At 76.6% G+C, this 13,382-nt stretch carries 15 protein-coding genes; 13 read left to right on the forward strand and 2 right to left on the reverse strand.

The genetic code is table 11. The annotated features are described in order from the left end of the window. Positions 1-46 precede the first annotated feature (46 nt). Positions 47-1,876, reverse strand: a complete 1,830-nt coding sequence (locus VKV23_06085) for a phosphoenolpyruvate carboxykinase (GTP) (GenBank protein HLI15603.1) — start codon at positions 1,874-1,876, stop codon at positions 47-49. A 182-nt stretch (positions 1,877-2,058) separates the two neighbouring features. Between VKV23_06085 and thiL the strand changes: the two genes are divergently transcribed. Beyond that, a complete protein-coding gene (gene thiL, locus VKV23_06090) occupies positions 2,059-2,982 on the forward strand; it encodes a thiamine-phosphate kinase (GenBank protein ID HLI15604.1) in 924 nt (307 codons plus the stop codon). An 18-nt stretch (positions 2,983-3,000) separates the two neighbouring features. Here the strand turns inward: thiL and rpmB are convergent, their stop codons facing one another. Continuing rightward, positions 3,001-3,222: a 50S ribosomal protein L28 gene (rpmB, locus tag VKV23_06095; GenBank protein ID HLI15605.1), complete on the reverse strand. Its 222-nt coding sequence runs from the start codon at positions 3,220-3,222 to the stop codon at positions 3,001-3,003. Positions 3,223-3,371: 149 nt separating this feature from the next. Here rpmB and VKV23_06100 point away from each other — a divergent pair, with 149 nt between their 5' ends. The 12 genes from VKV23_06100 (at position 3,372) to mutM (ending at position 13,364) form a co-directional block, all read left to right on the forward strand. Then, positions 3,372-5,045 (forward strand): DAK2 domain-containing protein, encoded by a 1,674-nt coding sequence (locus tag VKV23_06100; GenBank protein ID HLI15606.1) that lies wholly within the window; start codon positions 3,372-3,374, stop codon positions 5,043-5,045. Next, positions 5,042-7,351 carry an ATP-dependent DNA helicase RecG gene (locus tag VKV23_06105; GenBank protein ID HLI15607.1) on the forward strand — a complete coding sequence of 770 codons (2,310 nt, stop codon included), beginning with the start codon at positions 5,042-5,044 and terminating at the stop codon, positions 7,349-7,351. Before VKV23_06100 ends, VKV23_06105 begins: the two co-directional genes overlap by 4 nt. A gap of 80 nt (positions 7,352-7,431) precedes the next feature. After that, complete coding sequence (locus tag VKV23_06110; protein ID HLI15608.1) at positions 7,432-8,034, forward strand: ParA family protein; 603 nt, start codon at positions 7,432-7,434, stop codon at positions 8,032-8,034. Positions 8,035-8,065: 31 nt separating this feature from the next. Further along, positions 8,066-8,617, forward strand: a complete 552-nt coding sequence (gene rsmD, locus VKV23_06115) for a 16S rRNA (guanine(966)-N(2))-methyltransferase RsmD (GenBank protein HLI15609.1) — start codon at positions 8,066-8,068, stop codon at positions 8,615-8,617. Continuing rightward, on the forward strand, positions 8,614-9,093 hold the full coding sequence (gene coaD, locus VKV23_06120; protein ID HLI15610.1) for a pantetheine-phosphate adenylyltransferase: 480 nt from the start codon (positions 8,614-8,616) through the stop codon (positions 9,091-9,093). Before rsmD ends, coaD begins: the two co-directional genes overlap by 4 nt. Next, on the forward strand, positions 9,086-9,646 hold the full coding sequence (locus VKV23_06125) for a hypothetical protein (GenBank protein HLI15611.1): 561 nt from the start codon (positions 9,086-9,088) through the stop codon (positions 9,644-9,646). Before coaD ends, VKV23_06125 begins: the two co-directional genes overlap by 8 nt. After that, on the forward strand, positions 9,643-10,221 hold the full coding sequence (locus tag VKV23_06130; protein HLI15612.1) for a DUF177 domain-containing protein: 579 nt from the start codon (positions 9,643-9,645) through the stop codon (positions 10,219-10,221). The genes VKV23_06125 and VKV23_06130 overlap by 4 nt, the downstream gene beginning before the upstream one ends. A gap of 4 nt (positions 10,222-10,225) precedes the next feature. Continuing rightward, on the forward strand, positions 10,226-10,405 hold the full coding sequence (gene rpmF, locus VKV23_06135; protein ID HLI15613.1) for a 50S ribosomal protein L32: 180 nt from the start codon (positions 10,226-10,228) through the stop codon (positions 10,403-10,405). Then, positions 10,354-11,388 (forward strand): phosphate acyltransferase PlsX, encoded by a 1,035-nt coding sequence (gene plsX, locus VKV23_06140; GenBank protein ID HLI15614.1) that lies wholly within the window; start codon positions 10,354-10,356, stop codon positions 11,386-11,388. The genes rpmF and plsX overlap by 52 nt, the downstream gene beginning before the upstream one ends. A 101-nt stretch (positions 11,389-11,489) precedes the next feature. Beyond that, positions 11,490-11,780: an acyl carrier protein gene (locus tag VKV23_06145; GenBank protein HLI15615.1), complete on the forward strand. Its 291-nt coding sequence runs from the start codon at positions 11,490-11,492 to the stop codon at positions 11,778-11,780. Between the two features lie 14 nt (positions 11,781-11,794). Next, positions 11,795-12,526, forward strand: coding sequence for a ribonuclease III (gene rnc / locus VKV23_06150; protein ID HLI15616.1), 732 nt, complete (start codon positions 11,795-11,797; stop codon positions 12,524-12,526). Continuing rightward, positions 12,519-13,364, forward strand: coding sequence for a bifunctional DNA-formamidopyrimidine glycosylase/DNA-(apurinic or apyrimidinic site) lyase (mutM, locus tag VKV23_06155; protein HLI15617.1), 846 nt, complete (start codon positions 12,519-12,521; stop codon positions 13,362-13,364). The genes rnc and mutM overlap by 8 nt, the downstream gene beginning before the upstream one ends. Positions 13,365-13,382: the final 18 nt, after the last annotated feature.

The following is a 13,382-nucleotide window of genomic DNA, read 5'->3' on the forward strand; positions in this document are numbered from 1 at the left end:
GGGAGGCCGACGGGCGGGCGACGCACGGCTGCGCCGGCGCCTCCGGCTACGGCAGGCGGGTCGTGCCGAGCCCGGCGGGCTCTGCCGCCTCGAGCCGGACGCGCAGCGCCTCGAGCTCGTGCTCGAGCGCCGGCGGCAGGCGGTCGCCGAAGGTGGCGAAGTGCTCGGCGATGGCCGGCAGCTCGGCGAGCCACTCGTCGCGATCGACGCGCAGCAGCTCGGCGAGGGCCGCCTCGCCGAGCGCGAGGCCGCGCGTGTCGAGGGCGCCCGGTGCCGGCACGAGGCCGATCGGCGTCTCCACCGCCTCGGCGCGCCCGGCGCAGCGCTCGAAGACCCACTCGAGGACGCGCGCGTTGTCCCCGAAGCCAGGCCAGAGGAAGCGCCCGTCGCTGCCGCGGCGGAACCAGTTCACGTAGAAGATCCGCGGCAGCTTGGCCGGGTCGACGCGCTGCGCGAACGAGAGCCAGTGCGCGAAGTAGTCGGCCATGTTGTAGCCGCAGAACGGGAGCATGGCGAAGGGGTCTCGCCGCAGCCTCCCGACGGCACCGTCGGCGGCCGCGGTCGTCTCCGAGGCCATGATCGCCCCGAGGAAGACGCCGTGGCGCCAGTCGAAGGCCTCGTGGACGAGCGGGACGACGCTCGCGCGCCGGCCGCCGAACAGGATCGCCGAGATCGGCACGCCCTCGGGATCCTCCCACTCGGGCGCGATCGCCGGGTCCTGGGCGGCCGGCGCGGTGAAGCGAGCGTTCGGGTGCGCGGCGGGCTCGCTCGACGCGGGCGTCCACGGCCGGCCGCGCCAGTCGGTGAGGCGCTCGGGTGCCCGCTCGGACAGGCCCTCCCACCAGACGTCCCCGTCCTCGGTGTAGGCCGTGTTCGTGAAGATCGTGTTGGCCGACAGCGTCCGGATGGCGTTCGGGTTCGTCGTCGCGTTCGTGCCCGGCGCGACGCCGAAGAAGCCGTACTCGGGGTTGATGGCGCGCAGGCGCCCGTCCGGGCCGATGCGCATCCAGCAGATGTCGTCGCCGACGGTCTCGACCTTCCAGCCCGGGGTGGTCGGGACGAGCATCGCGAGGTTCGTCTTGCCGCAGGCAGACGGGAAGGCGCCCGTGACGTAGCGCACCTCGCCGGCGGGGGAGGTGAGCTTCAAGATGAGCATGTGCTCGGCCAGCCAGCCCTCGTCGCGCGCCATGACCGACGCGATGCGCAGCGCGAGGCACTTCTTCCCGAGGAGCGCGTTGCCGCCGTAGCCGGAGCCGAACGACCAGATCTCGCGGGTCTCGGGGAAGTGCGAGATGTAGAGGTTCGCCGGGTTGCACGGCCAGGGTGCGCTCGCCTCGCCGGGCGCGAGCGGTGCGCCGACGGAGTGGTGGCAGCGGACGAAGTCCCCGTCGTCGCCGAGCGCCTCGAGCGCCGCCCGCCCCATGCGCGTCATGATCCGCATGCTGACGACGACGTAGGGGGAGTCCGTCAGCTCGACGCCGATGCGCGCGAGCGGGGAGCCGATCGGCCCCATCGAGAAGGGCACGACGTAGAGGGTGCGACCGCGCATCGAGCCGGCGAAGAGCGACGCGAGCGTGGCGCGCATCTCGTCGGGATCGACCCAGTTGTTCGTCGGGCCGGCGTCCGAGCGCCGCTTCGAGCAGATGAAGGTGCGCGCCTCGACGCGCGCCACGTCGGCGGGGTCCGAGCGCGCCCAGAAGCTGCGCGGGCGCTTCGCCTCCGACAGGCGCGTGAAGGTGCCCTGGCGGACGAGGAGCTCGCAGAGGCGGTCGTACTCCTCGTCCGAGCCGTCGCACCACTCGATCGCGTCCGGCTCGGTGAGCGCGGCGAACTGCTCAACCCAAGACAGCAGCCCTTCGTGGGCAGTCGATCGCATCGCGTCGCCCTTTCTTCCCGGTCCCGAAGAAAGTCACCGGTGTCCCCCCCACCTCGACGAGCGGGGCCTCCTCCTTGCGTGCGATCGCCGGGCGTGCCGACGATTCGGTCACGCTAGTGCTGCTCGCGCGGCGCGCACCAACCGGGTGACGGGGCGAGGGCGGGCGCGTAGGGTCTTGCGACGTGGGAGGGCGGCCCGAGCGCGGCGGCGAGCTCGCCGCGCTCGGCTGGCTCGCGCGCCGGCTCGGGTCCGGACCTGAGGGCGAGGTCTGGGTCGGCGACGACGCCGCGGTGCTCGCCGCGCCGGCCGGCCCCCTCCTGCTCGCGACGGACCTGCTGGCGGAGGGGGTCCACTTCGACCGGCGGCTCGAGTCGCTCGCGGACGTCGGCTGGAAGGCGCTCGTCGCCAACGTGAGCGACGTGGCGGCCATGGGCGGCCGGCCGCTCGCGGCGGTCGTCGCCCTGGCGGGGGCGAGCCGGGCCGAGCTCGAGGAGCTCTACGAGGGCCTCGTGGCCGCCGCCGAGTGCTACGGCTGCCCGGTCGTGGGCGGCGACCTCTCCGACGCCCCGGCCCTCGTCGTCTCGGTGGCGATCCTCGGCACGACCGACGGCCGGCCGGCGGTGCGGCGCTCGGGCGCCCGCCCCGGCGACGCCCTCTACGTGACCGGACCGCTCGGCGCCGCGTCGGCGGGGCTGCGCCTGCTGCGGCGCGACCCGGCGAGCACCGGCCCGCTCGTCGCGGCGCACCGGCGCCCCTCGGCGCGCCTCGCAGAGGGGCGCGCCGCCGCACGGGCCGGCGCGAGCGCGATGATCGACGTCTCCGACGGCCTCGGCCTCGACCTCGAGCGGCTGGCGAGCGCCTCCGCGGTGGGCGTCGCGCTCGACGACGTGCCGGTCGCCCCCGGCGCCACGCTCGAGGACGCGCTCGGCGGTGGCGAGGACTACGAGCTGTGCCTCGCGGCCGCGCCCGGGGTGCTCGAGGACGCCTTCGCCGCCGCGGGGCTGGCGCTACCCCTGCGCATCGGGCGCGTCGTGGCCGACGCGCGAGAGCGTTCGCTGCGCGGCGAGGCCCTCCCGGTGCTCGGCTACGAGCACCGCCTCGCCTGAGCGGCGAGGGCCGCCGCGTCAGGCGCCGGCGCGGACCTCGGCGGGCCGGCGGCGCGGCCGCTCCACCTTGCCCGCCCGGATGCAGGAGGTGCAGGCGTACAGGTGGCGCGGCGTCCCCTCGACGAGGGCGCGGACGCGCTGGACGTTCGGGTTCCACCGCCGCTTCGTGCGCCGGTGCGAGTGCGACACGCGCATGCCGAACCCGGGCCTCTTCCCGCAGATCTCGCAGACCGCTGCCATGACGACGCGCAACCCCTCCGTTCGCGCCCCGCGCGCCGCGAGCGAGCGGCGGCCCGGGGACAGGCGGGAGGATACCATCGCCCGGGAACGGCGCGCGCCCCACTGGACCGGCGGGCACCGTCGCGTCGAGGCGGAGAATGGAGTGGTCGATGGGCGCGAGGTCGCTCGGTCCCGGTGAGCTGGTCGCCGTCGTGGCGGCGTTTCGCGCCGGCCTCGAGCGCCACGAGGCCGTCTTGAACCGCCTCAACGTCTACCCGGTGCCCGACGGCGACACGGGGACGAACATGCTCGCCACCGTGCGGGCCGCGCTGGCCGAGCTCGACGACCCGGCGGGCGGCGGGGCGGACCTGGCGAGCGTGTGCGCCGGGATCGCGCGCGGGTCGCTCATGGGGGCGCGGGGCAACTCCGGCGTGATCCTCTGCCAGATCCTGCGCGGCCTCGTCCAGGGCTTCCCGGGCGCCGGGGCGATCGGCGCCGACGAGCTCGCCGGCGGGATCGCGGCCGCCGCGACCGCCGCCTACGGGGCCGTCCAGCGCCCGGTGGAGGGGACGATCCTCACCGTCGCCGCCGGGGCTGCCCGCGCGGCGACCGCGGCGCGCTCGCAGGGCGAGGGGCTCGCCGGCGTGGTCGAGGCGGCGAGGCAGGGCGCCACGGACGCGCTCGGGCGCACGCCCGAGCTGCTGCCGGTCCTCGCCGAGGCGGGCGTCGTCGACGCCGGCGGGGCCGGGCTCACCCTCCTGTTCGACGCCCTCTCGCACGTCGTCGCCGACCGGCCGCTCCCCGACCGCCTGCCGCTGCCCGACGAGGTGCGCGCCCTCGTCGAGGCCGGCGCGTCCCGCGACGCGCCCCTCGCGGGCGGGCCCGGGCACGACGCCCCCGGCGGCCTGCGCTTCGAGGTCATGTACCTCCTCGAGGCCCGAGACGAGGCGATCCCCGCGCTGCGCGAGGTCTGGGCGGGGATCGGGGACTCGATCGCCGTCGTCGGCGGCGACGGGTTGTGGAACTGCCACATCCACACGAACGACGTCGGCGCCGCCATCGAGGCCGGGCTCGACGCCGGGCGCCCCCGGGACATTCGCGTCACCGACCTCGCCGAGCAGGTCGAGGAGGAGCAGTGGGTGCGTGCCGCGGCCGCCGCCGGGCTCCCGGTGCGCGAGGGGCCGGCGCCGAAGACGTCGGTCGTCGCGGTGGCGACCGGGGAGGGCATCCGGCGGATCTTCCGCTCCCTCGGGGTCGACCACGTCGTCGCCGGCGGCCAGTCGATGAACCCCTCGACGGCGGAGGTCCTCGCCGTCGTCGAGTCGGTGCCGGGCTCGGAGGTGGTGCTGCTGCCGAACAACGCCAACATCCTGCCCGTGGCCCGCCAGGTGGCGAACCTCGCGTCGCGGCCGGTGCGCGTCGTCGAGACGCGCGCCATCCAGGAGGGCTTCGCCGCTCTCCTGGCCTACGACCCCCAGGACGACGCGGACGCGAACGCGGCCGCGATGGCGGCGTCGGCTGCGGGGATCGTCGCCGGCGAGGTGACGCGCGCCGCGCGCGCCGCGCGGGTCGAGGCGGGACGGGTGGAGGCGGGCGACTACATCGGCCTCGCACGGGAGGGGGTCGTCTCGGTGGGCAAGAGCCCCGCCGAGGCGGCGATCGGCCTCGTGGCGCGCCTCCTCGAGGATCGCCACGAGATCGTCACCCTCATCGAGGGAGCCGGCTCGACCCCGGGGGAGACGCGCCGGGTCACCGAGTGGCTGCGCGCCGAGCACCCCGGGCTGGCGATCGAGGTCCTCGAGGGTGGCCAGCCCCACTACCCCTACCTCGTGTCGCTCGATTGACCGGCCCGGTTCCTGGCGCCACCGACGCCGCGCACCGGCTCGCCCTCCTCGAGCGGACGAGCCCGCGCGAGCTGCCTCGCCTCGGGCGACGGGGCGCCGACGCCCTCGCCGCCCTGGGCATCACGTCGGTGCTCGACCTCGTCCTGCACTACCCGCGCCGCTACGCGGACCGCAGCGCCACGGCTCGCATCGCCGAGCTCGCCGAGGGCGTGCAGGCCTCCGTCGTGGCGCGCGTCGTGGCGGCCAGCCTGCGCCGGGCGCGCAGCGGGCGGCCGTTCGTCGAGGTCGAGCTCGTCGACGACGACGGAGGCCGGCTCGGGTGCACCTTCTTCAACCAGACCTGGCGCCTCCGCCAGCTCGAGCCGGGTGCCGAGGTCGTCGTCTTCGGCAGGGTCGAGCGCTTCGGCCGGCGCCTCAAGATGACGAACCCGCGCCTCGACCTCGTCGGCGCGCCGCACGAGACGCGCCAGACCGGGCGGGTCGTCCCCATCTACCCCCAGTCCGAGCGGGCGGGCGTCACCTCCTACCAGATCGCCCGCTACGTCGCCGAGGCCCTCGCCTTCGCCGAGGCGGCGGGCGCCTTCGCCGACCCGCTCTCCGAGCGACGGCGCGCCGAGCTCGGCCTCGTGTCGCGCGCCGAGGCCTTCCGGTCGATCCACTTCCCCGAGACGCTCGACGCGAGCCGCTCGGCGCGCCGTCGGCTCGCCTTCGACGAGCTGTGGCGCCTCCAGGTCGCCCTCGTGCTGCGCCGGCGCGCCCTCGACGCCGCGTCGCGGGGAATCCGCCACGCCGTCGGCGCCGACGCGCCCCGCGGCGCCCTCGTCGAGCGCTTCGTCGCGTCGCTGCCGTTCCCGCTCACCGGCGCGCAGACCCGGGTGATCGCCGAGGTCGCCGCCGACCTCGCGCGCCCGGTCCCGATGCACCGCCTCCTGCAGGGCGACGTCGGTGCCGGCAAGACGGTCGTGGCCCTCGCCGCGCTCCTGTACGCCGTGCAGGGCGGCCACCAGGGCGCGCTCATGGTTCCGACGGAGGTCCTCGCCGAGCAGCACTTCCTCGCAGCCCGCGCCCTGCTCGCGGGGCTCGACGTGCCCGACGCGCGCCACCTGGGCGGTCGCCGCCCCGTGCGCCCCGCCCTGCTCACCTCGCGCACCCCGGCGGCCGAGCGCGCCCGCCTCGTCGCCGAGGCGCGCACGGGCGAGGTGGACCTGCTCGTCGGGACGCACGCGCTCACCACCGACGACGTCGCCTTCGCCTCCCTCGGCGTCGTCGTCATCGACGAGCAGCACCGCTTCGGGGTCGACCAGCGCGCCGCGCTGCGCGAGAAGGGCGGCGGCACCGCCGGCGGGCACGACCCCGACCTCCTCGTCATGACGGCGACGCCCATCCCGCGCACCGCGGCGATGACCGTCTACGGCGACCTCGACCTGAGCGTGCTCGACGAGCTGCCGGCCGGCCGGGCGCCCGTCCTCACCTGCTGGCTCGACGACCCGGCCCGCCACGGGGAGGCGTGGGCGCGCGTGCGCGCCGAGCTCGAGGCGGGCCACCAGGCCTACGTCGTCTGCCCGCTCGTGCGCGCCGGCGGCCCGCTCGAGGAGGGCGCCGAGGACGCCGAGGCCGAGGGCGGCGACGCCGAGGACGCCGGCGCCGAGCCGGCCGGGGCAGCCGCCGGCGGGCCCGACGCGGCGCCCCGCCGGGCGCGGCCGCTTCGCGCCGCGCTCGAAGAGCGCGCCCGCCTGGCCACGAGCGACCTCTCGGGCTGGCGCCTCGGCCTGCTCCACGGCCAGCTCCCCTCCGCCGAGAAGGAGGCGACGATGGCGGCGTTTCGCGCCGGCGAGCTCGACGTGCTCGTCGCCACGACGGTCGTCGAGGTCGGCGTCGACGTGCCGAACGCGACGGTGATGGTCGTCGAGGACGCCGACCGCTTCGGCATCGCGCAGCTCCACCAGCTGCGCGGCCGGGTGGGGCGGGGCGGCCTGGCGTCGTGGTGCTTCCTCCTCAGCGACCGGGCGAGCGCCGCCGCCTCGCGCCGCCTCGCCGCGCTCGTGGCGACGAGCGACGGCTTCGAGCTCGCCGACGTCGACCTCGAGCTGCGCGGCGAGGGGACGGTGCTCGGGACGCGCCAGAAGGGCCGCAACGACCTCCGGCTCGCCTCGCTGCGGCGCGACCGGGACCTCGTCGTCCTCGCCCGCCGCCTCGCCGAGGAGATCGTCGACGCCGACCCCGAGCTCGTCGCGCACCCCCGCTTTCGCGAGGAGCTGCGCCTGTTCGTCGGCGAGGAAGAGTCGGCGTACCTGCTGCGCAGCTGAGCCCGCGGCGCCGCCCGCCGCGGGGATTGCGCGACGGGCCTGGGCGGGGGAGGATGGACGGGGACGAACGAGGTGGTGGGGTGCGCTCGGTCATCGCCGTGGCGAACCTGAAGGGCGGGGTCGGCAAGACGACGAGCGCCGTCTACCTGGCCGCCGCGGCGGTGCGCGCGGGGTACGCGCCGGTGACCCTCGTCGACTGCGACCCGCAGGCGAGCGCGAGCGAGTGGCTCGAGGCGGCCCCCGTCCCGGGGGTGGAGCTCGTCAGGGCGCCGACCGCCCACCTCGCGGGCCGCGTCATCGACCGCCTCGACGCCGGCGTCGTCGTCGTCGACACGCCGCCGGGCGCGGGCGACGAGAAGATCGTGCGGACCGTGGTCGAGCAGGCGCGCTCGGTGGCGATCGCGACGCGCGTCGGCGGCACCGACCTCGGCCGGGTCGCCGTCACCGTCGACCTCGTCCCGGCGAGGACGCGCCGCGGCCTCGTCGTGTGCGCGGCGCGCCGCGGCACCCACCAGCTCGTCGCGGCGCTCGAGGCGTGGGCGCGTGCCGGCGAGCAGGTGTGGGGCGTCGTGCCCGAGCGCGTCGCGATCGGCGAGGGCCCCGCCGGGCCGCTCGCGGTCATCGGCCTCGTCTGCTACGACGGCGTGCTCCACCACGCCCTCGGGCGCGACCAGCGCGGCTGAGGCGGCTGCCCCGGTCGCTAGCCTGCCGGCGGTGCGGGTGATCGCCGGGAGCGCGCGGGGCCGGTCGCTGCGCGCCCCCCGCTCGAGCGGGGTCCGCCCGACCGCCGACCGCGTCAAGGAGGCGATGTTCGACGTCCTCGCCGCGCTCGGCGTGCTCGGGGGGGCCGACGTGCTCGACCTGTTCGCCGGCTCGGGGGCGCTCGGTATCGAGGCGCTGTCGAGGGGGGCCGCCTCGGTCACCTTCGTCGAGTCCGGGCGCCGGGCGCTCGAGGCGATCTCGGCGAACCTCGAGCGCTGCGGGTTCGCCGGGCAGGCCGGGGTACGCGTCGTGCGCTGCGAGGCGCTCGCCTTCCTCGCCCGCTCGCAGCGGCGCTACGACGTCGCGCTCGTCGACCCCCCCTACGGCTTTGCCGCCTGGCCGGCGCTGCTCGACCGCCTCGACGCGCGCCTCGCCGTGCTCGAGTCCTCGCGCCCGCTCGACGTCCCGGGGCGCTTCGAGGTGCACCGCACCTACCGCTATGGAACTACGCTCCTCACCGTGGTGACTGCCCCCGAGGCGGCCGGCGCCGAGGTCGGGCCGTGACGACCGCTCTGTTCCCCGGCTCCTTCGACCCGTTCCACAACGGCCACCTCGAGGTGGTCGAGCGGGCGGCTCGTCTGTTCGACCGCGTCGTCGTCGCCGTCCTGCGCAACCCGCAGAAGGCGGAGCCGCTCTTCTCGGCCGCCGAGCGCGAGGCGCTCATCGCGGAGTGCCTCGGGCACCAGCCGAACGTGTCGATCGTCTCGATGTCCACCCTCGTCGTCGATGTCGCGCGCGACGTCTCGGCCGACGTGATCGTGAAGGGGCTGCGCGCGGTGTCGGACTTCGAGAACGAGCTGCAGATGGCGCAGATGAACCAGCAGCTCTCGGGGATCGAGACGCTCCTGCTGCCGACCGGGGCGACGACGTCGTTCATCGCGTCGCGCCTGCTGCGGGAGATCGCCCGCTTCGGCGGCGACGTGAGCGCCTTCGTCCCGGACCCCGTCGCGCGCCGGATGAAGGAGCGCTTCGGTGGCTGACCACCTCGCCTCGCCGCTCGCCGGGGAGGCGGCGGGGGCGTGCGCGGCGCTCCTCGACGAGCTGGCCGGGCTGATCGAGCGCGCGAAGTCGATGCCGCTGTCGACCTCGGCGATCATCGCCCGCGACGAGGTGCTCGAGCTCATCGGCCGGGCGCGCGAGGCCCTGCCGGCCGAGCTCGAGCGGGCGCGCCGCGTCCTCGCCGAGCGCGACGAGGTTCGGGCCCGCGCCAGCCTCGAGGCGGAGGAGATCCTCTCCGCGGCGCGCGCCCAGGCCGCGCACCTCGTGCAGCGCACGGAGGTCGTGCGCCAGGCCGAGCTGCACGCCGAGCGCCTGCTCCAGGACGCCGAGGCCGAGGCGCGCCGCATCCGGCGCGAGGCCGACGACTACGTCGACCGCAAGCTGGCGGCGTTCGAGATCGTGCTCGACCGCACGATGCGGGCCGTGCGTGCCGGGCGCGAGCGGCTCGCGCCCTCGGGGGTGGACGAGGCGGCCGAGCCGGCCGGGACCACGCCCGCCGGCGAGGAGCACTTCTTCGACCAGGACCGCACGTGAGATCGCCCAGCGTCCCGCTCGCGAGGCTGCGCGCCGGCCGGAGCTTCGTCGTCGAGGTCGCCGCCGTCCGGCGCGAGCCCGGCGCGCGCCGGCGCCTCGCGCTCGAGGGCGTCGTCGAGGGCCTCGAGGTGAGCGGCTCGCACGTGCCGGCAGGGCGCTCGGTGCGCTTCGACGGCCTCCTCGAGGCGCTGCACGGCGGCGTCCTCGTCACCGGCACGGTCCGCGCACCGTGGGAGGGCCCGTGCCGCCGCTGTCTCGAGCCGGCCGGCGGCGAGCTCGTCGTGGCGGTGCGCGAGTGGTGCGTCGAGGCCGGCGACCCCGACACGACCTACCCGCTCGGCCCCGACGAGCTCGACCTCGAGCCCGTCGTCCACGACGCGTGTATCCTCAACCTCCCGTTGGCGCCCCTCTGCCGGGAGGGGTGCCGCGGCCTGTGCCCGGCGTGCGGCGCGAACCGCAACCTCGAGCGCTGTGGGTGCGCCCCGGGGCGAGACCAGCGGTGGGCGGTGCTCGCCTCGCTCGCCGGCGGCCGCTCGACGGGCGCTCCCGGCGACGCGACGCGAGAGGACGACTAGCGCGATGGCAGTCCCGAAGAAGAAGACCTCGAAGTCCAAGAGCCGGAGCCGGCGCGCCTCGGCCTGGACGCTCGGGCGCCCGGCGCTCAGCCGCTGCCCCCAGTGCCGCCAGGCGAAGCGCCCGCACGTCGTGTGCCCGAGCTGCGGCTGGTACAAGGGCCGCCAGGCGATCGAGGTCGTCTGATCCTCCCCGTCGCGATCGACGCGCTCGGCGGCGACAAGGCGCCGAGCGAGATCGTCGCCGGGGCGCGGCGCGCCCACGAGGAGCACGGCATCCCCGTCGTCCTCGTCGGCCCGACGGACGGGACGCTCGGCGACGTGGGCGGCCTCGAGGTCATCCCGGCGAGCGAGGCGATCGCGATGGACGAGGACCCGGCGCGCGCCGTGCGTACGAAGCGGGACGCCACCCTCGTGCGCGCCGCGGAGGCGGTGCGCGACGGGCGGGCGTGCGCCATGGTGAGCGCCGGCAACACCGGGGCGGCGATGGCGGCCGCCCTGCTGCGCCTGGGCCGCCTGCCGAGGGTGGCGCGCCCCGCCATCGCCACGCCGCTGCCGGTCATCGGCGGCACGCCCACCGTGCTCATCGACGCCGGCGCCAACGCCGAGTGCGCCCCCGAGTGGCTCGTCCAGTTCGCCCAGATGGCGACCGCCTTCGCCCGCATCCGCTACGGCATCGAGGAGCCGTCGGTCGGCCTGCTGTCGATCGGCGAGGAGCCGACGAAGGGGAGTCCGCTCGTGAAGGAGGCGCACGCCCTCCTCGCCGCGGCGCCCCGGATCCGCTTCGTCGGCAACGTCGAGGGCCGGGACCTCCTCGCGGGGCGGGTCGACGTCGTCGTCACCGACGGCTTCACCGGCAACGTCGCCCTGAAGGCGCTCGAGGGCGCGCTCGAGGCCTTCATGGGCCTGCTCCAGGCGGTGATCGCCTCCAGCCCCGAGGCGAGGGCCGCGGGCGAGGTCCTCGTGCCGGCGCTCCTGCCGTACGCGAGCCACGTCGACCCGGAGGAGACCGGCGGGGCCATCCTGCTCGGCGTCGACGGCCTGTGCGTCATCAGCCACGGCAGCTCCTCGGCACGGGCGATCGTGAACGCGGCGCGCGTCGCCGCCGAGATGGCGAGCGTCGACCTCGTCGGCAAGGTGCGCGCCGCGGTGGCGCCCGAGCGCGGCTGATCGGCGCTCGGGGCCGGCGACCTCGGCGCCGCCCAGCCGGTAACATCGCCGCGGCCTGCGCCCGCCTGGGGCGCGGGCGTGACGAGCGAAGGAGGCGTCTCGTGCCCGAACCGGCCACCGCGACCCCGATGTCCCGGGGCGAGGTCCTCGAGCTCGTGCGGTCCCAGCTCGCCGACATCCTCGAGATCGACCCGTCGGCGATCAGCGAGTCCTCCTCCTTCGCCGACGACCTGAACGCCGACTCGCTCGCGCTCATCGAGCTCGTGGAGGCGCTCGAGGAGGAGCTGCGGGACAAGGTCGCCGGCTTCCGCATCGACGACGAGGACCTCGAGGACCTCCGGACCGTGCGCGACGCCGTCGACTACGTGAGCGCGAAGCTCGGTGCGGCCTGAGGCTCCGCCGGGCGGTGCCCGCGCCGGCGCCTGAGCCGGGGGCGGGGCGTGCCGGCGGGCCCGAGGCGCTCGCCCGGCGCCTCGCCGGCTACCTCGACGACCCGCACCTGCTCCACCGGGCGCTCGCCCACCGCTCCTACTGCGCCGAGGCGCCCGGGGAGGAGTCGAACGAGCGTCTCGAGTTCCTCGGCGACGCCGTGCTCGGCCTCGTCGCGACCGAGGAGCTCTACCGCGCCCACCCGGACCTGCCCGAGGGCGACCTCGCGCGCATGCGCGCCGCGATCGTGAGCACCGGGACGCTCGCCCAGGCCGCCGCCGAGCTCGGGGTCGGCGACGCCGTCCTGCTCGGGCGGGGCGAGGAGGCCTCCGGCGGGCGCTCGAAGGCATCGATCCTCGCCGACGCCCTCGAGGCGCTCATCGGCGCGACCTACCTCGCCGGCGGTCTCGCGCCGGCACGCGCCCTCGTGCTCGACCTGCTCGGCGAGCGCCTCGCGGCGGCCCCCCGCGACGCCGCGGCGCTCGGCGACGCGAAGAACCGCCTCCAGGAGCTCGCGGCGCGCCTCGGCCTCGAGCCCCCGAGCTACTGCGTCGAGGACGAGGGCCCGGACCACGCGAAGCGCTTCCGCGCGAGCGTCGCCGTGGGCGGGCGCGTCGTCGGCCACGGCGAGGGCCGCTCGAAGAAGGCGGCCGAGCGCGCCGCCGCGGACGAGGGCCTCGCCGTGCTCGCGGCCGGCGAGCGTGCCTGAGCTGCCGGAGGTCGAGACCGTCCGGCGCGGCCTCGAGCGGGCCGTGCTCGGTCGGCGCGTCGTCGCGGTCGAGGTGCTCGGCGCCCGCTCGGTCCGGCGCCAGGACGCGCCGGCGTTTCGCGCCGCGCTCGTCGGACGTCGCCTCGTCGCGGCCCGGCGGCGCGGCAAGTTCCTCCTCGTCGACCTCGCGCCCGGCCGCGGGCCGGCCGAGGCGCTCGTGTGCCACCTGCGCATGAGCGGCCAGCTGCTCCTCGTGCCCCCGGGCGCGCCGCGCGTCGCGCACACCCACGTCGTGCTCGGCCTCGACGACGCGAGCGAGCTGCGCTTCGTCGATCCGCGCACCTTCGGCGAGCTCTTCGTGGCGCCGCTCGACCCGGCGAGCGGCCTGCCCGCCGAGCTTCGCACGCTCGGTCCGGACCCGCTCGCCGACGGCCTGCCGACGGCGCTGCTGCGGCGCCTCCTCGCCCGGCGGCGCACGAGCCTCAAGGCCTTCCTCCTCGACCAGCGCGCCGTCGCCGGCATCGGCAACCTCTACGCCGACGAGATCTGCTTCGCCGCTCGCCTCGCCCCGGGGCGCCGCACCGACTCGCTCTCGGCGCGCGAGGCGGCGCGCCTCGCCGCGGCGATCGCCGAGGTGCTCTCGGCGGCCGTCGCGGCGCGCGGCTCGTCGCTGCGCGACGGCCGCTACCGGGACCTCGGCGGCGAGCCCGGCGCCTACCAGGATCGCCACGCCGTCTACGGCCGAGCGGGCGCTCCGTGCCCGCGCTGTGCCCGCCCGGTCGTGCGCGCGAGGATCGCCGGACGCTCCGCCCACTTCTGCCCGGCGTGCCAGCGCTGAGGGTCGCCGTCCCGAGCG

This window comes from Acidimicrobiales bacterium, assembly GCA_035294085.1.
Taxonomy (GTDB): domain Bacteria; phylum Actinomycetota; class Acidimicrobiia; order Acidimicrobiales; family Bog-793; genus DATGLP01.

Coding starts and splice junctions, on each gene's coding strand:
- VKV23_06100 (HLI15606.1), top strand. CDS start 3,372: ATGGGCGCGAGGTCGCTCGGTCCCGGTGAGCTGGTCGCCGTCGTGGCG.
- rpmF (HLI15613.1), top strand. CDS start 10,226: ATGGCAGTCCCGAAGAAGAAGACCTCGAAGTCCAAGAGCCGGAGCCGG.
- VKV23_06085 (HLI15603.1), bottom strand. CDS start 1,876: ATGCGATCGACTGCCCACGAAGGGCTGCTGTCTTGGGTTGAGCAGTTC.
- rpmB (HLI15605.1), bottom strand. CDS start 3,222: ATGGCAGCGGTCTGCGAGATCTGCGGGAAGAGGCCCGGGTTCGGCATG.